The organism is Agromyces sp. NPDC052230, from assembly GCF_040679595.1.
Lineage (GTDB): Bacteria > Actinomycetota > Actinomycetes > Actinomycetales > Microbacteriaceae > Agromyces.
The window spans coordinates 870,815-889,789 of record NZ_JBFAVC010000001.1; the positions used below are offsets into that span (position 1 = coordinate 870,815).

The 18,975-nt window shown below is 71.2% G+C and carries 22 protein-coding genes; 15 read left to right on the forward strand and 7 right to left on the reverse strand.

Annotated features, from left to right (window positions below; all coding sequences use genetic code 11):
• Nucleotides 1–13: 13 nt before the first annotated feature.
• The 10 genes from AB0K73_RS04285 (at nucleotide 14) to AB0K73_RS04330 (ending at nucleotide 8,324) form a co-directional block, all read left to right on the forward strand.
• A complete protein-coding gene (locus AB0K73_RS04285; protein ID WP_360510435.1) occupies nucleotides 14–418 on the forward strand; it encodes a phage holin family protein in 405 nt (134 codons plus the stop codon).
• On the forward strand, nucleotides 405–716 hold the full coding sequence (locus AB0K73_RS04290) for a DUF3618 domain-containing protein (protein ID WP_360510434.1): 312 nt from the start codon (nucleotides 405–407) through the stop codon (nucleotides 714–716). The genes AB0K73_RS04285 and AB0K73_RS04290 overlap by 14 nt, the downstream gene beginning before the upstream one ends.
• Before the next feature lie 21 nt (nucleotides 717–737).
• Nucleotides 738–1,463: a GntR family transcriptional regulator gene (locus AB0K73_RS04295; protein WP_360510433.1), complete on the forward strand. Its 726-nt coding sequence runs from the start codon at nucleotides 738–740 to the stop codon at nucleotides 1,461–1,463.
• A gap of 195 nt (nucleotides 1,464–1,658) precedes the next feature.
• Entirely contained in the window at nucleotides 1,659–2,396 is a 738-nt protein-coding gene (hemQ, locus tag AB0K73_RS04300; RefSeq protein WP_360510432.1) for a hydrogen peroxide-dependent heme synthase, read from the forward strand.
• A 125-nt stretch (nucleotides 2,397–2,521) separates the two neighbouring features.
• Nucleotides 2,522–3,682, forward strand: coding sequence for a ferrochelatase (locus AB0K73_RS04305; protein WP_360511255.1), 1,161 nt, complete (start codon nucleotides 2,522–2,524; stop codon nucleotides 3,680–3,682).
• 5 nt (nucleotides 3,683–3,687) lie between these two features.
• Nucleotides 3,688–4,641, forward strand: coding sequence for a hydroxymethylbilane synthase (gene hemC / locus AB0K73_RS04310; protein ID WP_360511253.1), 954 nt, complete (start codon nucleotides 3,688–3,690; stop codon nucleotides 4,639–4,641).
• Complete coding sequence (locus tag AB0K73_RS04315) at nucleotides 4,638–5,450, forward strand: uroporphyrinogen-III synthase (RefSeq protein ID WP_360510431.1); 813 nt, start codon at nucleotides 4,638–4,640, stop codon at nucleotides 5,448–5,450. Before hemC ends, AB0K73_RS04315 begins: the two co-directional genes overlap by 4 nt.
• A gap of 62 nt (nucleotides 5,451–5,512) precedes the next feature.
• Nucleotides 5,513–6,496, forward strand: a complete 984-nt coding sequence (hemB, locus tag AB0K73_RS04320) for a porphobilinogen synthase (RefSeq protein ID WP_360511251.1) — start codon at nucleotides 5,513–5,515, stop codon at nucleotides 6,494–6,496.
• Nucleotides 6,493–7,860, forward strand: coding sequence for a glutamate-1-semialdehyde 2,1-aminomutase (gene hemL / locus AB0K73_RS04325; RefSeq protein ID WP_360510430.1), 1,368 nt, complete (start codon nucleotides 6,493–6,495; stop codon nucleotides 7,858–7,860). Before hemB ends, hemL begins: the two co-directional genes overlap by 4 nt.
• An 86-nt stretch (nucleotides 7,861–7,946) precedes the next feature.
• Nucleotides 7,947–8,324, forward strand: a complete 378-nt coding sequence (locus AB0K73_RS04330; RefSeq protein WP_360510429.1) for a hypothetical protein — start codon at nucleotides 7,947–7,949, stop codon at nucleotides 8,322–8,324.
• Nucleotides 8,325–8,330: 6 nt separating this feature from the next.
• Here the strand turns inward: AB0K73_RS04330 and AB0K73_RS04335 are convergent, their stop codons facing one another.
• The 6 genes from AB0K73_RS04335 to AB0K73_RS04360 form a co-directional block, all read right to left on the reverse strand.
• Nucleotides 8,331–8,711: a DUF1304 domain-containing protein gene (locus tag AB0K73_RS04335; RefSeq protein ID WP_360510428.1), complete on the reverse strand. Its 381-nt coding sequence runs from the start codon at nucleotides 8,709–8,711 to the stop codon at nucleotides 8,331–8,333.
• Nucleotides 8,712–8,775: 64 nt separating this feature from the next.
• On the reverse strand, nucleotides 8,776–9,888 hold the full coding sequence (locus tag AB0K73_RS04340) for a winged helix DNA-binding domain-containing protein (RefSeq protein WP_364774879.1): 1,113 nt from the start codon (nucleotides 9,886–9,888) through the stop codon (nucleotides 8,776–8,778).
• Between the two features lie 2 nt (nucleotides 9,889–9,890).
• A complete protein-coding gene (locus AB0K73_RS04345; RefSeq protein ID WP_360510426.1) occupies nucleotides 9,891–10,721 on the reverse strand; it encodes an ABC transporter permease in 831 nt (276 codons plus the stop codon).
• Nucleotides 10,721–11,617 (reverse strand): ATP-binding cassette domain-containing protein, encoded by an 897-nt coding sequence (locus AB0K73_RS04350; RefSeq protein ID WP_360510425.1) that lies wholly within the window; start codon nucleotides 11,615–11,617, stop codon nucleotides 10,721–10,723. Before AB0K73_RS04350 ends, AB0K73_RS04345 begins: the two co-directional genes overlap by 1 nt.
• Before the next feature lie 141 nt (nucleotides 11,618–11,758).
• A complete protein-coding gene (locus AB0K73_RS04355) occupies nucleotides 11,759–12,529 on the reverse strand; it encodes an isocitrate lyase/phosphoenolpyruvate mutase family protein (RefSeq protein WP_360510424.1) in 771 nt (256 codons plus the stop codon).
• A 73-nt stretch (nucleotides 12,530–12,602) separates the two neighbouring features.
• Nucleotides 12,603–13,817, reverse strand: a complete 1,215-nt coding sequence (locus tag AB0K73_RS04360) for a cysteine desulfurase-like protein (RefSeq protein WP_360510423.1) — start codon at nucleotides 13,815–13,817, stop codon at nucleotides 12,603–12,605.
• Nucleotides 13,818–13,887: 70 nt separating this feature from the next.
• Between AB0K73_RS04360 and AB0K73_RS04365 the strand changes: the two genes are divergently transcribed.
• The 5 genes from AB0K73_RS04365 (at nucleotide 13,888) to AB0K73_RS04385 (ending at nucleotide 17,646) form a co-directional block, all read left to right on the forward strand.
• Nucleotides 13,888–14,988 (forward strand): serine hydrolase domain-containing protein, encoded by a 1,101-nt coding sequence (locus tag AB0K73_RS04365; RefSeq protein ID WP_360510422.1) that lies wholly within the window; start codon nucleotides 13,888–13,890, stop codon nucleotides 14,986–14,988.
• A 50-nt stretch (nucleotides 14,989–15,038) separates the two neighbouring features.
• Nucleotides 15,039–15,956, forward strand: coding sequence for an LssY C-terminal domain-containing protein (locus AB0K73_RS04370; RefSeq protein ID WP_360510421.1), 918 nt, complete (start codon nucleotides 15,039–15,041; stop codon nucleotides 15,954–15,956).
• The gene (locus tag AB0K73_RS04375) at nucleotides 15,953–16,549 is read left to right on the forward strand and encodes a hypothetical protein (protein WP_360510420.1); all 597 of its coding nucleotides are present in this window, start codon (nucleotides 15,953–15,955) and stop codon (nucleotides 16,547–16,549) included. The genes AB0K73_RS04370 and AB0K73_RS04375 overlap by 4 nt, the downstream gene beginning before the upstream one ends.
• Before the next feature lie 68 nt (nucleotides 16,550–16,617).
• On the forward strand, nucleotides 16,618–17,040 hold the full coding sequence (locus AB0K73_RS04380) for an SRPBCC family protein (RefSeq protein WP_360510419.1): 423 nt from the start codon (nucleotides 16,618–16,620) through the stop codon (nucleotides 17,038–17,040).
• A gap of 30 nt (nucleotides 17,041–17,070) precedes the next feature.
• Nucleotides 17,071–17,646, forward strand: a complete 576-nt coding sequence (locus AB0K73_RS04385; protein ID WP_360510418.1) for a DUF2306 domain-containing protein — start codon at nucleotides 17,071–17,073, stop codon at nucleotides 17,644–17,646.
• 62 nt (nucleotides 17,647–17,708) lie between these two features.
• Here AB0K73_RS04385 and AB0K73_RS04390 read toward each other — a convergent pair whose 3' ends face one another.
• The gene (locus AB0K73_RS04390) at nucleotides 17,709–18,857 is read right to left on the reverse strand and encodes an ROK family protein (RefSeq protein WP_360510417.1); all 1,149 of its coding nucleotides are present in this window, start codon (nucleotides 18,855–18,857) and stop codon (nucleotides 17,709–17,711) included.
• Nucleotides 18,858–18,975: the final 118 nt, after the last annotated feature.

Below are 18,975 nucleotides of genomic sequence, written 5' to 3' on the forward strand. Positions count from 1 at the left end.
AGCGGAGGGGAACATGGTCCTTCCGTCGAATGACGAACGTTCGCTGTTCACACTGATCGGGGAGTTGCCCGACCGGGTCTCCGACCTCGTCCGCGCCGAGATCGACCAGGTCAAGGCCGAGCTCAGCTACAAGGCAAAGCACTTCGGCATCGGCGCGGGGCTGATCGCCGCGGCCGCGTTCATCGGCATCTTCCTGCTCGGCACGCTGATCGCGACGGGCATCCTCGCGCTCGCGCTCGTACTCCCGGCCTGGGCGGCTGCCCTCATCGTGTCGGGCGTGCTGCTGCTCATCATCCTCATCCTCGTGGGCATCGCGGTACTCAACTTCAAACGCGGCAGCGAACCGCTCGAATCGATCGAGAGCCTGCGGCGCGACCTCGACATGGTGAAGGGGACGGGCGACTATGACCGCGACTGACGCCGGCCGCGAGCTGGCCACGCGCGACACCAAGACGCGCGAACGCAACCTCACGCGCATCGAGGCGAAGGTGAACTCCGAGCGTGCGCGCGCCGAGTTCGCGCGCACGCTGAACGCGCTCGAAGAGAAGCTCAACGTGCCCAAGCAGGTGCGCATCAAGACCGCGCGTGCGAAGGTGCGGCTCCGCCGGTTCGCCGACGAGCAGCCCGGCGTGGCCGTGGCGGTCGCCGTCGGCGTCGTCGCGGTCGTCGGCGTCACCGTGTGGCTCGTCGTGCGGTCCGCCGTCGACGGCAAGTAACGCGATCGAGCGGATGCCGCGATGTCGCCGCTCGACGCCGGGCGCCGTGCTCCGACCGGCCGACGGTCGGCCGGGCACGCGCCGACCGCGGTCGACCGCGTCACGGATGCGCTGCGCGCCGAGATCCTGAGCGGCGCGCTGGCGTCCGACGAGCCGCTCCGCGAGGAGGCGGCATCCGAGCGCTTCGGGGTGTCCCGGCACACCGTGCGGGCCGCCTTCCACCGGCTCGTCGCCGAGCGGCTGGCCGTCGCCGCGCCGTATCGCGGCGTGCGCGTCGCGAGCTTCGATCGGGCCACGATCATCGCGCTGCAGCAGTTGCGTGCGGCGCTTGAGGTCGAGGCCGTGCGCATCGCGGGGGAGCGGTACGGGTCGGTGTGGCCCGAGTCGGCGGTGGCGCCGGCGCGCGACGCGCTCGCCCGGATGGCTGCGCTCGGGGACGCGGGCGAGGCAGGATCCGAGGCGCTCGCGGGGCAGCCCATGGCCGAGGTCGACTGGCTCGAGGCGGAGCGGATCCACGCGGTGTTCCACGGCGCGCTCGTCGCGGCATCCCGCAGCCCCCGCATCATGGAGGTTCATGCCGCGCTGGGCAGCGAGTTGCTGCTCTTCCTCCTGCACGTGCGTCCGCACTACACGCTCGCCAGCCTGGTCGAAGAGCATCGGGCACTGCTCGCCGACGTGCAGACGCGTGGGCCCGATGCCATCCGCGAGCACCTCGAGCACTCGACCGCGCTGCTCCTCGGACGATAGCGCCGTCCGAGCCTGCGCGCAGCGAAAAACGCAGGAGAATCGGGTCCATGCGGCCGTATACGAGCGTCCGGGGCGGATTCTCCTGCATTTCGCATCTCATTCGGCCGTCCGGATGCCCCGGCCGACCCCATACGCCTCGCTGCGGCATCCGTCAACGCTTTTGGACGTTCAGGGAGGAAGGGGGAGACTGGGGGTATGTCTTCCCCCGCTGCCGAAGCGGCAGCCGACGCGCTCCAGACCGAATCCGACGCCGAGCAGTCCCCCGAGGGCTACACGGTGTTCGCCGTGCTCCGCCGGGACCCGGCACGCCCCGACGACCTCGACGGCCACGACGTGCCGCGCTTCGTGCGCGAGCTCGATGACATCATCGGGCTCGTCGAGAACGAGGCGGTGACCCTCCGCGGCATCTACGACGTCTCGGGCCTGCGCGCCGACGCCGACGTGATGCTGTGGCTGCACGGCGCCACCGCCGAGGGCCTGCAGTGGGCCCTGCGCGAGCTCCGCCGCGCTCGACTGCTGCGCTCGCTGCTCCCGACGTGGAACGCCATGGGCGTGCACCGCGACGCGGAGTTCAACAAGTCGCACGTGCCTGGCTTCCTCCGGGGCGTCGAGCCCAAGCAGTGGCTGACGATCTACCCGTTCGTGCGCAGCTACGAGTGGTACCTGCTCGCACCCGAGGAGCGCGGTCGCATGCTCGCCGAGCACGGCCGCAAGGGTGCCGCGTTCCGCGGTGTCGTCGCGAACACGGTCGCGTCGTTCTCGCTCGGCGACTACGAGTGGCTGTTGCCGCTCGAGTCCGACCAGCTCACCGAGCTCGTCGACCTGATGCGCGACCTGCGCGAAACCGATGCGCGCCGTCACGTCCGCGAAGAGGTGCCGTTCTACACGGGGCGTCGCATCTCGACCGCCGAGCTTGTGGAGGTGCTGCAGTAGTGGCGGCCGTGAACCTCGGCTCGGCCGGCGCAGCAACCGCCGGTGACTCGGATGCCACGGGCATCACGCATCGCGGACGCAAGCCGGCGCCCGCGGCATCCGCACCCCTCGCACCGGGCGCGGTCGTGCCGGGCGCGACGCCCGCCGCGCAGGCCGGGCCCGAGCACGTCTCGGAGCCGACCGCGTACGACGCGATCCTCCTCGCGGGCTTCGGCGGCCCCGAGGGCCAGGACGACGTCATCCCGTTCCTGCGCAATGTCACTCGTGGTCGCGGCATCCCCGACGAGCGCCTCGAGGAAGTCGCCCACCACTACCGGCACTTCGGCGGCGTCAGCCCCATCAACGAGCAGAACCGGCAGCTCAAGGCCGCGCTCGAGGCCGAGCTCGCGAACCGAGGCGTCGACCTGCCCGTCATCTGGGGCAACCGCAACTGGGACCCGTACCTGAACGACGCCGTTTCCGAAGCGAAGGCGCGGGGCTTCACGAAGCTCATCGCGATCGCGACGAGCGCGTACAGCTCGTACTCGAGCTGCCGCCAGTACCGCGAGGACTTCGCCGACGCGCTCGCCGACACCGGACTCGGCGAGGGTCAGGGCGCCATCCAGATCGACAAGGTGCGTCAGTTCTTCGACCACCCCGGGTTCGTCACGCCGTTCGTCGAGGGCGTGCGCGACGGGATCGCGCAGCTCGAGGCATCCAGTGGCTTCGACCGTGCGACCGAGATCGAGGTGCTCTTCGCGACGCACTCGATTCCGACGACGGATGCCGCGAAGTCGGGCCCCGCCGAGCGCGGCTTCGGCGAGGGCGGCGCGTACGCCGCGCAGCACCGTGCGGTCGCCGAGGTCGTCATGCGCGAGGCCGGCATCCCCGACGTGCCGTGGCAGCTCGTGTACCAGTCGCGCTCGGGGCCCCCGACCCAGCCGTGGCTCGAGCCCGACGTGAACGACGCGATCGCCGCACTGCCGGCGGCCGGCCGCAAAGCCGTCGTGATCGTGCCGCTCGGCTTCGTGAGCGACCACATGGAGGTCATGTGGGACCTCGACGAGGAGGCCATGGAGTCGGCGGAGGAGCACGGCCTCGCCGCCGTGCGCGTGCCGACGCCCGGCACCCACCCGGCCTACGTCGCGGGGCTCGTCGACCTCGTGCTCGAGCGCGTGAACGGCACGCCCGTCGCGGAGCGTCCGCACCTGACAGACCTCGGCCCCTGGTACGACGTGTGCCGTCCGAGCTGCTGCGAGAACGCCCGACTCGGCTTCAAGCCGGCGCTGGCGGGGATCGCGCCGTGACCACCATGACGGGCACGATCCGCGTCGGCACCCGCGCCAGCGCCCTCGCGATGGCGCAGACCCGGCAGGTCGCCGAGCGTATCGCGAAGGCCGCCGGGGCGGAGATCGAGCTCGTGCCCGTGACCACCGAGGGCGACACGTCGCGTGCGTCGCTGGCGTCGCTCGGCGGCACTGGAGTGTTCGCTGCAGCGCTGCGCGAGGCGCTCCTCCGGGGCGAATGCGACGTGGTGGTGCATTCCCTGAAAGACCTCCCCACCGCCGAGCACCCGGGCCTCCGTCTCGGCGCGATTCCGAAGCGGGCGGACGCCCGCGACGCGCTCTGCGCCCGCGACGGACTCACGCTCGAGACCCTGCCCGAGGGCGCCCGCGTCGGCACCGGTTCGCCCCGCCGCATCGCCCAGTTGCTCGCCGCGCGGCCCGACGTGACGCCGGTCGACCTTCGCGGCAACATCGACACCCGACTCGGAAAGGTCGAATCGGGCGAACTCGACGCGGTGCTGCTCGCCGCGGCCGGACTCGGCCGGCTCGGGCGAGCGGATGCCGCGACCGAGCTCCTCCCGCTCGAAGACTGGCCCACTGCGGCCGGCCAGGGCGCCCTCGCCATCGAGGTCCGTCGCGAGCGAGGCGAGCGCGCGCTGGAACGGGCGCTCGAGGCGATCGACCACGGCACCAGCCGAGCCACCGCGCTCGCCGAGCGTCTCGTGCTCGCCGGGCTCGAAGCCGGGTGCGCGGCACCGGTCGGCGTGACCGCGTTCGTGGACGACGAACTTCTGTTCCTCAGTGCGAACGTGTACAGTGCCGACGGGACGCGCAGACTGACGAGCTCGCATGCCGCGACCCCCGACAGCCGCTCGGCCGCCGATCTGGCGGATGCGGCACGCGACGTCGCCGATCGGGTCGTCGCGGAACTCCTCGGCAATGGCGCCGCCCAACTTGCACCACCTGGGGAGTCGCGATGAGCGAATTCGAGATGACGGGCGCGATCGGCCTGCCGTACTACGACTCGAGCAAGCCGCTCGCGGGCTGGCGCGTGCTCGTGCCGCGCGGCGGGCCCTGGGGCGACGGCGTCGCCGCCGCGCTCCGCGCCAGGGGAGCGACGCCGATCGTGGCGCCGCTCATCAACTTCGCGCCCACCGACGACCAGCCTGCCCTCGAGGCGGCACTCGCGAAGCTCGCCGCCGGCGAGTTCGACTGGGTCACGGTGACGAGCGCGACGACGGTCGACGTGCTCTCGTCGTACGGCGCCGTCATCCCGGCGTCCACGAAGGTCGCCGCCGTGGGTGAGACCACCGCGGCAGCTCTCGTGGCCGCCGGATACAAGGCCGACATCGTGCCCTCCGAGGACAACTCGGCCCGGGGCCTGCTCGAGGAGTGGGAGGCCGCAACCGACGGCCAGCGCGGGCTCCGCGTGCTCGCCCTCCGCTCCGCGATCGCGAAGCAGATCCTCTCGGTCGGCCTCGCGCGCGCGGGTCACCAGGTCGAGGCGGTCGTCGCCTACCGCACGATCGGCGTGCCCGTTGCTCCGAAGGTCGTCGAAGACGTGCGCGCCGGGCGCGTGAACGCCGTGCTCGTGACATCCGGAAGCGTGGCCGAGCAGGTGCAGCAGCAGCTCGGGCCGATGCCCGAGACGACGCTCGTCGCGGCGATCGGTCCGCAGACCAAGAAGGATGCCGCGAAGGTGGGTCTTCGCGTCGACGTGGTCGCGCGCGAGCGCACCGCCGAGTCGCTCATCGACGCCGTGGTCGAGGCCGCGACCGCGCACGCCTGAGAGATGCGCGCGGCGTCCGTCCAGCCGGCCGCGCGTAGGCTGTTCGGGTGAGTTCCGCGCCCCTGCCCCGCGTCCGACCGCGCCGCCTCCGGGAGACTCCCGCGATGCGCCGCCTCGTCTCCGAGACCCGCCTCCACCCGGCCGAGCTCGTGCTGCCGATCTTCGTGCGCGAGGGTGTGAGCGCTCCCGTGCCCATCGCGTCGATGCCGGGCGTCGTGCAGCACTCGCTCGAGAGCCTTCCCGAGGCGGTGGCGGATGCCGCGGCCGCGGGAGTCGGCGGCGTGATGCTGTTCGGCGTTCCCGAGCAGCGAGACGCGCGCGGTTCCGGAGCGACCGACCCCGACGGCATCCTCAACGTGGCCACCCGGGTCGCGGTCGAGGCATCCGCCGGCCGTCTGCTCGTGCAGACCGACCTGTGCCTCGACGAGTTCACCGACCACGGCCACTGCGGTGTGCTCGACGACCGAGGCCGCGTCGACAACGACGCCACGCTCGTGCGCTACACGGCGATGGCCCTCGAGCAGGCTCGTGCGGGCTCGGAGCTCCTCGGCCTGTCGGGAATGATGGACGGCCAGGTCGCCGCGGTGCGCACGGCCCTCGACGACCAGGACTTCACGGAGGTCGCGATCCTCGCGTACTCGGCGAAGTACGCGTCGGCCTACTACGGCCCGTTCCGCGACGCCGTCGAGTCGACCCTCGAGGGCGACCGCCGCTCGTACCAGCTCGACCCGGGTAACCGGCGTGAGGGGTTGCGTGAAGCGATGATCGATATCGAGGAGGGCGCGGACATCGTCATGGTGAAGCCCGCCGGCAGCTACCTCGACGTGCTGGCCGACGTGGCCGCGGCGTCCGAGGTGCCGGTGTGGGCCTACCAGGTGTCCGGCGAGTACGCCATGATCGAGGCGGCCGCCGCGCACGGCTGGATCGACCGCAAGCGCGCCGTCATCGAGTCGGTGCGCGGCATCCGTCGTGCCGGGGCCGACGTCGTGCTCACCTACTGGGCCACCGAGCTCGCCGGCTGGATCCGAGAGGGGATCGACCGATGACGGATCTCGATACGGCTGCTTCGCGGCCGACTCGATCAACGGGAGCGACGAACGACGAGCTCTTCGCACGCGCGCAGGCGGCCATCCCGGGCGGCGTCAACTCGCCCGTGCGTGCCTTCCGCTCGGTCGGCGGCACGCCGCGCTTCCTCGTCTCGGCCCACGGACCGTACGTGACCGACGCCGAGGGCCGCGAGTACGTCGACCTCGTCGCGGGCTGGGGTCCGGCGATCCTCGGCCACGCCGATCCCCGGGTCGTCGAGGCGGTGACGGATGCCGCACGCCTGGGTCTCTCGTTCGGCTCGTCGACGCCCGCTGAGACCGAGCTCGCCGAACTCGTCGAACGGCGCGTGGCGCCGGTCGAGCAGCTCCGCCTCGTGTCGACGGGCACGGAGGCGACCATGAGCGCCATCCGCCTGGCCCGCGGCTTCACCGGACGCGACGTGCTCGTGAAGTTCGCCGGTCACTACCACGGTCACTCCGACGGGCTCCTCGCCGAGGCCGGGTCGGGCCTCGCGACGTTCGCCCTGCCCGGCTCGGCCGGCGTCCCCGCCGCCATCGCCGCGCTCACGCTCGTCGTGCCCTACAACGACCTCGGCGCGCTGCGCCTGGTCTTCGCCGAGCACGGCGAGCGCATCGCCGCGGTCATCGTCGAGGCCGCCGCCGCGAACATGGGCGTCGTGCCGCCCGCGCCGGGCTTCAACCGCGCGCTCGTCGACCTTGCGCACCAGCACGGCGCGCTCGTGATCTCCGACGAGGTGCTCACGGGCTTCCGCGTGTCGGCCGCCGGCTGGTGGGGGCTCGAGGCCCAGCACGAGGCGGCCGCGTACACGCCCGACCTCATGACGTTCGGCAAGGTCATCGGCGGCGGCATGCCCGTTGCCGCGCTCGGCGGTCGTGCCGAGATCATGCAGCAGCTCGCTCCGGTCGGCCCCGTCTACCAGGCGGGCACGCTCTCGGGGAACCCGGTCGCGGTCGCCGCGGGCGTCGCGACCCTCAAGGCGGCGGATGCCTCGGTCTACGCGCGCCTCGACGCCGTCGCCGAGACGATCAGCGCCGCCGTCGCCGATGCACTCTCGGCCGAAGGCGTCGCCCACCGGGTGCAACGCGCGGGCAACCTCTTCAGCTTCGTGTTCGGTGCGGACGCGGCATCCGACGAGGTCCGCGACTACGCCGCCGTGCAGCGACAGGAGGCGTGGCGGTATCCGCCGTTCTTCCACGCGATGCTCGACGCCGGCGTCTCGTTGCCGCCGTCGGTCTTCGAGGCGTGGTTCGTGACCGCAGCGCACGATGACGCGGCGATCGGTCGGGTGCTCGACGCGCTTCCGGCTGCGGCACGTGCCGTGGCATCCGCCCGCCCGGCCTGAACGCCGCCCGCGACCCTCGAAAACCGTTATCCCATTGTGGGTTCCGCCACTCCGCGCGTGACGGTCGGCTCGGGCAGGATGGAACCATGTCCCACCTTCGCGTGCACAACGACCGGATCGAGGTTCACCTCACCCCGGCCGAGAAGTCGCTCGCGCTGCGCTCCGACGACATCGTGGTGCAGCGCGATGACATCCGCTCGGCGACGATCGCCGACGATCCGTGGGTGTGGGTCCGCGGCATCCGCCGGCGGGGCACCGAGATTCCGCTCGTCGTGGCTGTGGGGGTCTGGAAGTACCACGGAGGTTCGGACTTCGTCATCATCAAGGGCAAGCGCCAGGCGGTCGTACTCGAGCTGAACGCCGGCGAGTTCACGCGCATCATCCTGAGCACGAATCACGCCGCGACGCTCATCGACCGGCTGAAGCTGACCGACGAGCCCGAATCCGAAGCGGTGTCCGAGTAACGCCTGTCAGACGAACAGGAACAGCACGAACCCGATGAGCGGCAGCGTGCCCTGGATGAGCGCGGGCCTGATGAAGCCGCGGCCGGTCGTGGTGAGCACCGCTGCGGCGAGCACCATGCAGGCGGTGGTGAACAGCACGAGCGTCGTGCCCACGGTGTCGACACCCGCCCAGTACAGCACGAGCCCGATCGCCGCGCCGAGGCCGAGGAACAGGTTGTAGAACCCCTGGTTGTAGGCCATGGGCTTCGTCGCGTCGGCCTGCGCCTGGTCGGCGACGCCGAATCGTTTCCACGTCGCCGGTCGGGTCCACCACACGCTCTCCATGAGGAAGATGTAGCCGTGCAGGAGCGCGGCGAGGGCGACGAAGATGCTCGCGATGACGGCCATGGCGCGATCGTAGCGGGCGGGGGTCTCGGTGCGCTCGCCGGCTCGCTACTCGACCACGGCGGCGCTACTCGACCACCGGGGCGCGGTCGACGGTGACCGGCGTACCGAGGAACCGCTCGACCTCGGCGACGGATGCCGCGAGCGCGCGTTCCTCAACGGGTGAGAACTCGCGCCACGGCGCCAGCTTCACCGTTGCCGTGCGCGCGGCGACCACGGGCGCCCACCGGCCGGCGAGCACACCGTCGACGACGAGGGCGTGCATCGGGAACTCCGGAGCCGCGTTCGACGAACGACCGGGTGGGAACAGGTAGTCGCGCGGCGGCGCGTACCCCATGATGTATTCGTCGTACGCCTGCAGCAGGTCGACGACCGGGCCCGGGGCATCCGTCACCGACGCACCGGATGCCGCGTCGACGTGGTGCGGCGTGCCCTCGACGTCGATCGTCTCGAACTGCCCGCCCGCGCGGTCGGCGGCGTCGGCGAACGCGCGCCGGGCGTCGGTCAGGGTGAATCCCGACCAGGCGGCGAAATCGTGTGCGGTGGCCGGCCCGCGGGAGGCGATGAAGCGCTCGGCCAGCTCGGCGAGCGCCTCATCGCGGGGCCGAGGCGGAGACGGCGGCACGCGCTCGTCGAACGCGGCGTACGTGCGCTGCTTTCCCGCGTTGGCGCCGCTGATCGCCACGCGCTCGAGCTCCGCGAGCATGAGCAGGTAGGTGAAGGCGAGGCCCGGCATCGGGGTGCCGGCGCTCTCGAGGGCCGACACGAGCTCGGCCCGGGTGCGATGGCCACCGGCGAGCGACTCGGCGAGCACATCGAGTCCGTGTGCCGCGACCTCGCCCTCGACACCCGTGCGGCGGTAGTAGAGCGCGTTCTGCCGGTGAACGCGTTCGGCCGAGAGCTCCATGAGCCACCGGGCGTCTGCGGGATGCACGTAGTGCCACGTCGGGCGCAGCACGTGCGTGCGCAGGATCTCACCTGCGTCGATCGCGGCGGCGACGGCCGCGGCATCCGGTCGCCGACCTTCGGGGATGCGCTGGGCCAGCCCCCACTGCGACGGCAGGAACTCCTGCGCCTGCACCGCGACGAACCGGCGCACCACCTCGGGAGCGGAGGCGTCGACCGGCGCCCGAAGCCCCTGCACGCGCAGCCGCAGCGACCGGAGGGTGGCGAGGTCCACCGTTACGTCACGTCCCGTCGCCATGTCGTGGCGCCGCCGATCACGGTGGCGACGACCGCGAGACCGAGCAACACCAGGCCGCCCTGCCACCATTCGAGCGATGAGGAGCCGCCCATCGGCATCATCGTGTAGATCGAGGAGCCGACGAGGGCGTCGCTCGCGGCTCCGGGGAGAAACCTTCCGATGTTCGCGGTGACCTCGCTGAACGACGCTGCGAGCCGCAGGATCGGCTCGACGAACTGCGTGAAGGCGATCACGATCACGATCGCCGCGACCTGATTGGGCACGAGGGCTCCGAGGCCGACGCCGATCGCTCCCCAGAGCGCCATGGCGAGCACGCCGCGACCGATGAGCGCCCACGTGTCGCTCTGGTCGAGTCCGGTCTCGAGCCCGAACGCGGCGAGCGCCGCGGCACCGGCGCCCACTGAGGTCGCGAAGGCGGCGACGCCGAGCCCGGCGCCGAGGGCGAACTGGGACACGAACTTGCCCGCGAGCACGACCGACCGGTGCGGCTCGGCGAGGAACGTCGGCGTGAGCGTGCGGTGACGGAACTCGCTCGTCACCGCGAGCGCGCCGAGCAGCACCGGGAAGACGTACCCGATCGAGGAGGCGAACGTGTAGATGAGCGGGGGGAGGTCCAACCCGGCGGGGAGCCCGGTGGTGCCGCCGGACTCCGCCGCGGCCTCGGGGTTCTGCACCGCCCAGCCGAGGAACGCACCGAACCCGCCCGCGAGGACGAGCACGTAGCCGACGAGCAGCAGGCCGAGCAGCCACCACATGCGTGTCGTGAAGACCTTCTGGAACTCGGAGGCGATCGTGCGGAGGAACGACATCACTCCTCACCACCGCCCACGAGTGAGAGGAACGATTCCTCGAGTCCGGATTTCAGTCGATGCAGGGCGCTCAGTTCGACGCCCCCGAGGAAGGCGGCGTGGCCGACGCGACCGGGGTCGGGCTCGTCGACGATGAAGCCGCCGCGACCCTCGGTGTACGACATGCCGGCCTCGTCGAGCGCCTCGGAGAGCTTCTCACGGTCGGGAGCGTCGACGATCGTGCGCGGCTTCGCGGCGAGCTCGAGGCTCGAGAGGGAGCCCCGCTTCACGAGGCGCCCCTTCGAGATGATGACGACATCGTCGACACTCTGCTGCACCTCGCTCAGGAGGTGCGAGCTCACCAGCACGGTGCGGCCCTCGCGGGCGAGGGACTGCAGGAACCCGCGGATCCACTTGATGCCCTCGGGGTCGAGACCGTTGATGGGCTCGTCGAGCACGAACACGCCCGGGTCGCCGATGAGGGTGTAGGCCAGCGACAGGCGCTGCCGCATGCCGAGCGAATACCCGCCGACCCGGCGGTCGGCGAACTCGGCGATGCCGACCGTCTCGAGAACCGTCTGCACCCGCTCGGTCGGCAGCCCTGACGCCGTCGCGTATACCTTCAGGTGGTTGCGCGCGGTGCGGCCGGGATGGAAGGTCGCCTCGAGGGCGGCGCCGACCGTCTCGAGCGGCCTGGGCAGGTCGTGATAGGCCGTGCCGCCGAACGTCGCCGTGCCGGCGCTCGCCCGAACGAGCCCGAGCAGAACACGCAACGTCGTGGTCTTGCCGGCGCCGTTCGGACCGAGGAATCCGGTCACCCGACCCGGCTCGACCGTGAAGCTGAGGTCGTCGACCGCGGTGATCGGGCCGAACTGCTTGCTGAGCCCCTCGATCACGATCGGGATGCCGCCCGCCATGCGCGCTCCTCACGTCGGGGGGCGAGCAGAGCCGCGACGGCCGCGCCCCGGCCGGCCCAGGCGGTCGACCCGCCTCAGGGCCACCCTAGCGAGCGCCACCGGCACGGGGCATCCGTCACGTGGATGATTCCGCAGCCGCGATCAGTTCAGCGGTCGGATGTCGCTCGGCAGGACGCCGCCGCCGTAGAGGTCGCTCGCGACATCCTGCAGGGCGCCGAGCGCGACGCGCTGCGGGTGGGGACCGTAGGAGAGCCGCGCGACGCCGAGCTCCTGGAGGCGTGCCGGCGCCGGGATGTCGGGCAGCCCCATGAGGCTGATGCGCTGTTCGCCGATGCCCGCGACGAGCTGAGCCACGACGTCTTCTCCGAAGTTGCCGGGCACGAACACGCAGGTCGCACCGGCGTCGATGTACGCACGACCGCGCTCGATGGCGTCGGCGACGTTCGTCTCGAGCGTGCGGTCCTTGCCGCGCACGAATGCGTCGGTGCGGGCGTTCAATGCGAACGGCACGCCCTCCGCGTCGGCGGCGGCGACGATCGCCTCGACCGCGGCGACCGACTCGGCGAGCGGCTTCAACTGGTCTTCGATGTTCGCCCCCACGACGCCCACCCCGATGGCACGGCGCACGGTCTCGCCCGCATCGTCGTAGCCGCCGTCGAGGTCGGCGGTGACGGGCACGTCGACGGCTGCCGCGATGCGGCCGACCATGTCGAGCATGAGGTCGCCCGGGATCTCCCCATCGCGATACCCGAACGTCGCGGCGATCGAGTGGCCCGCGGTGGCCAGGGCCCGCGTCTCGGGAAGTGTGGCGATGGCTCGTGCGCTCACGACGTCCCACACGTTCACGACTTGGAGAAGCTCGGGTGCGGCGTAGAGGCGGCGGAGTTCGGCAGCGGTGTCGGCGAGAGTCATGAGCCCCAGCCTATGGGGGCTGACCTCGGGCGGGTCGGAGCGGGCGTGGTACGCGTCCGAAAATCGCGGGCTCTCAGTGCGCGAGGGCGGCGGCGAGCCCGTCGAGCAGACGTTGGACATCGGTGGCATCCGTGTAGGGCGCAAGCCCCATGCGCAGGCCGCCCGCATCGCCGAGTCCCAGGTGTCGCGACGCCTCGATCGCGTAGAAGTTGCTCGAGGGGGCGAGCACCTTGCGTTCGCCGAGCGACCGCGTCACGTCGGATGCCGCGTGCCCCGCGAACGTCGCGAGCAGCGTGGGCGTGCGCTTCGCCGCACGCGACCGCACGGTGACCCCCGGCAGAGCCGCGAGGCCCTCCTCGAGCTGCACGCGGAGGCCCTCCTCGTGCGCGTGCAGTGCGGCGTACGACGCCGCGAGGCGCGCTCGGCGCGACGACGCCGCGTCGGCGGCATCGGGATCGAGGCCCGCGAGCACCTCGACGGCAGCGGTCACGCCCGCGAGCAGCTCGTACGGGAGCGTGCCGAACTCGAACCGCTCGGGCACCACGTTCGTCGCGGGCAGCAGCTTGTCGGGCATGATCGTCTCGAGCAGGTCGGGCCGGGCGGCGAGCACGCCGCAGTGCGGTCCGAGGAACTTGTAGGGCGAGCACACGAAGAAGTCGCTGCCGAGCCGCGCGACGTCGGGGAGCTCGTGGGCGGTCGAATGCACGCCGTCGACGAACACGAGCGCGCCCACGTTGTGCGCGGCGGCCGCGATGGCCGGCACGTCGGGCATCGTGCCGATCAGGTTCGACGCGGCGGTCACGGCGACGATGCGCGTGCGCTCGGAGAGCAGGGCGGTCACGGCCTCCGTCGGCAGTTCGCCGGTCTCGGGGTCGAAGTCGGCCCAGCGCACGATCGCTCCGGCGTGCTCGGCTGCCTGCACCCACGGGCGCACGTTGGCGTCATGGTCGAGTCGCGTGACGACGACCTCGTCGCCGGCGTTCCACTCGCCCGAGAGGTGCCGCGAGAAGTCGTAGACGAGCTGGGTCGCGCTGCGGCCGTGCACGATGCCGCGCGGGTGCGCGTCGAGGAGGTCGGCCATGGCGAACCTGAACCCGTGCACGGCGGCCTCGGCCCGTTCCTCGGACTCGCCGATCGTGCCCCGGTTCGACAACGGACCGGTGAGCACGGATGCCACGGCGTCGCCCACTTCACGCGGCGTCTGCGTGCCCCCTGGCCCGTCGAAGTGCGCCCAGCCGCTCTCGAGGGAGGGGAACAGCGAACGGATGCGCGCGATGTCGTAGGCCATGGCGAGAGCCTACTTCGGCCCGCACACGGGGGTCGTGACCGCACGGGGCGAGGGACCATACGATGGGCCGATGCGCCGCACGCACGGGACGAACCTCCTGCTCGGGGCCACGCTGCTTGCCGGCGGTCTCACGTTGACGGGGTGCGTGCCGGCCGTCGCGCCCGCGTCCGCTCCTGCATCCGGCGAGGCGAGCGACGCCGACGCCGCGACCGGCGATCCCGAGGTGCTGCGACTCATCCGCCCCTCGTTCATCGACGCCGACGACCGGGTCGCGGTCGCCGTGATCGACGGCGACGACGTTCGCACGGCGTTCATGGGAGCCGACGCGTCCACGGCGTTCGAGATCGGCTCCATCACCAAGGTGTTCACAGGCGAGCTGCTCGCGGAGGCCATCGAGCGGGGCGAGGTGCAGGCCGACGACCCGGTCGGGCAGTACCTCGACCTCGGCGATGCGCCCGTGGCATCCGTGACCCTCCGAGACCTCGCAGCGCACCGCGCGGGCATCCCCACCTTCCCGACCGACGACGCCGCCTGGGTGGAGCGAGCCACCGCCGCCATGGAGGAGGGCCGCGACGGCGTGGACGAGACGCTCGACGAGCTCCTCGCCGAGGCCCGCGGTGTCGAGGTCGCGTCCGGCCATGGATTCTCGTACAGCAACATGGGTGCGGCGCTGGTCGGTCACGCGCTCGCCGCGGCCGCGGACACCGACTACCGGTCGCTCCTCACCGGCCGGCTCCTCGAGCCCCTCGGCCTCGACGGGGCGAGCCTGCCGCTCGTCGACGACGACGTACCCGACTCGCACGCCGGCGGCTTCGACGCCGAGGGCAACCCCGTCGAAGCCTCCGCGCTCGCCGCGTACGCCCCGGCCGGCGGCATCCACGCGACCATCGGCGACCTGGTGGCGTTCGCGCAGGCGGTGCTCGACGGACCCCTCACCGACAGCGCCGCGCAGAGCGGCACCATCGAGGTGGGCGACGGCTCGACGATCGGCTACTTCTGGAACGTCCGTGAACAGGGCGAGAGCCGGATCGTGTCGCACAACGGCATGACCCTCGGGTTCGCGAGCATCCTCCTCATCGACACGGCGAGCGGCACCGCCTCGATCGTGCTCGCCAATCAGGGCGAGCCCGTCGATGACGTCGGCGCGACGCTCCTCGCCCGTCTCGGCTGAACGGCACGGCAACAGGACGCGCTCGCGCTCGCCGCGGCTACCATGCAGTCATGGGCGAGGGCGCCGAGGCATCTGAAGCAGAGGTGGAGCAACCGACCGCGCGCCGGCTCTCGTTCACGACGATGCTCGACGGATTCTTCTTCGTGTTCGCGGGCGTCGCCTCGGTGTGGCTCGCGTGGCTCGTGCTCACGCAGTCCTTCGAGTTCGGATGGTTCGCCATCGCGTTCTTCGTGGTCTTCTGGCTCGTGCTCGCCTATCTCGTGCTGCCGCGACTGCACCGCATCCTCACCGCGGTCTACGTGCCCGAGTACTTCATCGGCCGTGCCCGCACGAGCGACGGGCTGCTCGGCGACCCGGTGAACCTCGCGTTCGAGGGGAGCGAGGCATCCGTGCACGCCGCCATGCGTGCCGCCGGCTGGACCCGCGCCGATGATGTCACGCTCGCCTCGAGCTGGCGCATCGTGACATCGACCGTCAGCCGGCGAAGCTACGACGAGGCGCCGGTGAGTCCGCTGTTCCTCTTCCACCGGCAGCAGGACTTCGCCTACCAGCAGGAGGTCGAGGGAAACCCCGCCCGCCGGCACCACGTGCGGTTCTGGAAGACCCCCGAGGGCTGGCTACTGCCCGGCGGACGCCGCGTCGACTGGCTCGCGGCCGGCACCTTCGACCGCAGCGTGGGGTTCTCGCTGTTCACGTTGCAGGTGACCCACAAGATCGACGCCGACATCGACGTCGAGCGCGACCACATCGTCGCCACCGTGCTCGGCGCGAACCCGGCCGCACGCGTCGACGTGTTGCGCGACTTCTCGACCGGCTACCACTCCAGGAACGGCGGCGGCGACACCATCCGCACCGACGGCGACCTGCCCGTGATCGACGTCGGCGACGTGCCGGTCGGGGCGATCGAGGCCGAGGTCGGCGACGTCGGCGAAGTCGACGCGACCGAGCCGACGGGAGCTGCGACGTGACCGCCCCCGAACGCCGGCGTGTGTCGGTCGAGAAGCGGCCGGCGTTCGAGTCGCCGGCCGTGCTGGCGACGCCGGTGACGCCGCCGGTGTCGATGCCCCGGCCGGCGGCGACGGCGTTCGGGGCCCTGCTCGTGTGGGGTCGCGTGGCGGCAGGGGTCGCCTGGCTCGTCTCCCTCGGCCTCCAGTGGGAACAGATCGTGCGCACCGAGCTCCAGATCGACATCGACGGTCGCGACGAGCAGGCGGCATCCGACCTGGTGCTCACCATCGTGATCGTGGCGGGAGCGGTGGTGCTCACCGCCGAGCTGGTGCTCGGACTCCTCATCTGGATCGGCAGCAACTGGGCGCGCATCACGGTGATGCTGTTCTCGACGATCAGCATCGTGGTCGCGTGGATCGACTCGGTGACCGGCACCACCGAGATCACGCTCCGTACGACGTTCCTCACGCTCGCACTCGACATCCTCGTGCTGCTCGCCCTCTCGAGCCGCAACGCGCGCGCCTACGCGCGGCGACCTCGGCAGCGGATCATCCTGCACCGGCGGTGGGCGGGCGACCCGGAACTGCGCCGCCGTCTGCAGCGCAGCACCTGAGCAGCGACGCAGGCCGCGCAGCGGGTAACCTGAGCAGATCTCACCTGATGATGGCCAAGGGGGACACGATGGAACTCGAAGTCTCGACGACGATCCGGCGGCCCGTCGCGGCGGTATGGGACTTCTGTGCGGTGCATCACGTGGAGAACCACCCGAGGTGGGACCCCGACATCCAACTCGAGGACCCCCAGGAGGGGCCGATTGGTGTGGGCAGCGTGATCCGGCGTCGGAGCATCCGATTCGAGCCCCCGACCGAGGGCACGATGGAGATCACGGAGTTCGAACCCGGGCGAGCAATGCGCACGACGACCCACGACGGGGCGATGACCATCCATGGATGGCTTCTGCTGGCTGCGCGGGGACCGGAGGCGACCCAGCTCACGCTCGGCGCCGAGTTCCCCGAGGTGGACGCCTCCATGGCGGACCGGATCAAGCCCCTGATGGAACGAAGCGCTGCGAACATCAAGGCGCTGATCGAGCATGAGACCTGAGACGTGCGCGTCTCGCTCGAAGCGGGCACCATGACCCGCGCCGTCGTGATCACGACGTGGACGCTGATCTTCCTCCTGATCACGATCGTGCTGGTGTTCGCCGGCATCCGGGTCGGAACCGACGGCCCGCTGATCGTCACGGGAACACCCGCGCAGGGGGATGCCTTCGAGCGGCGGTACGTCGAGTATCCGTGGCTCGCCTACCTGCACATCGTGCCCGGCGTGCTGTACCTCCTGGGCGCACCACTGCAGTTGTGGCGGCGCTTCCGTGATCGGCACTTCACCTTCCACCGCAGGTTCGGGCGGGCGCCAGGGCGAACGCTCCTCCTCGCGTACCGCGCGATCCGCAGCGGCGACGTCCGCATGCATCGGCGCTGGATGATCCGCGCGTTCGCGGTCGGGCTCGGCGTCGGCACGATCCGGAACTGGGTCGGGATCTTCGTGGGGTTCCAGATCTTCTCGCTCGAGGCGAGCTTCGCGCCGGCCTTCTGGCTCGGCCTCTCGATGCACGTCATCGCCGGTGAACTCTGGCTGTGGTGGCGTCCCGACGCCGACGCCGACGGCCTGCCGTGCCGCACTCGGGTGCCCGCGGCGGAGGCGTCGTAGACGTCTGTCGGCACGTGCCGGCTTCGTCACGGGTCTCGTCGATGCCGAGCAATGGTCGAGCTCTATGCACCGAGGGCCGCGTTGACCGTCTCCGCCGAGTACTCCCGCTCGACCACGAGCGTCGCGAGCCCGACCACACCGGCGCGTGGGCCGAGGTCGGACTGACTGATCGCCAGATGCCGCGTCGCCCGGGGGAGGGAACGTGGGTAGAGGGTCTCCCGCAAACCTGTCAGCAGCGGGGCCGAGGCGAGCGTGCCGCCGATGACGACTTCGCTGGGGTTGAGCACCGAGACGACGGTGGCCAGGACCTCACCGAGGACGCGACCGGCTGCCCGAGTGAGACGCGCCGCGTCGGCATCGCCGGCGGAGAGCAGGGCGCCGACGTCCGAGCCGGATGCCGCGGGCTTGCCCAGCTCGCTGAGTGAACGCGCCACCGCACCCCCCGAAGCGACGGCGGCGAGACATCCGTACGATCCGCACTGGCACAGACGGTCGTCGTACCCGACGAGCCTGATGTGCCCGATGTCTCCTGCGCCGCCATCGGTACCGGCGTAGACGCGCCCACCGATGACGATTCCCGTGCCTATGCCCGACGAGACCTTGATGAAGCAGAGGGACAGCGAGTCGGGGTGGGCGAAGCGCTGCTCGCCGAGGGCCGCCGCGTCGGCGTCATTCATGACGAGCACGGGTACGTCGAGCGCCTCGTGCAGGTGCTCGACGACCGGGTACGCGTCCCAGCCGGGCATGATCGGTGGCTGGCTCGGTCGGCCGGTGTCGGGGTCGACCGGACCCGGCACGCTGATACCCATTCCGCTGACCCGATCTCGCGCGATGCCGACGCGCTCGAGGAGGGCACGTGCGCGGTCTACGATCGCATCGAGTGTGAGGCCGGGGCCGTCGGCGATGACCACGTCGAGTCGCTCCTCGTCGATGATGCGCCCGGCGAGGTCGGTCAGCGCAACCGTCGTGTGCGTCGTGTCGACCGCGGCCGCGAGAACGAACGCGTGCGCCGTGTTGAACTGGAGGAGTCGTGAGGGGCGGCCGCCCGAGACGCGGTTGGTGCCCTTCTCGATGATCAGGCCCGCGTCCAGCAGCGCGTCGACCTTGGTGGCCACCGTCATCCGGGAAAGACCCGTGACGTCGAGCACCTCGCCGCGTGTTACGGCTCGGCCCGCGCGGATGAGCTCCAGCACGTCACCGGGTCCAGGCATATTCGACCTCCAAGTCGGCTACTCCCATTATGCTTGACAGTTAGTCATTATCTACCTAATCATTAGACTTATCTGGCACAGCGCTCAACGCAAAGAGCCATCGCTCGTCCTAGCGCAG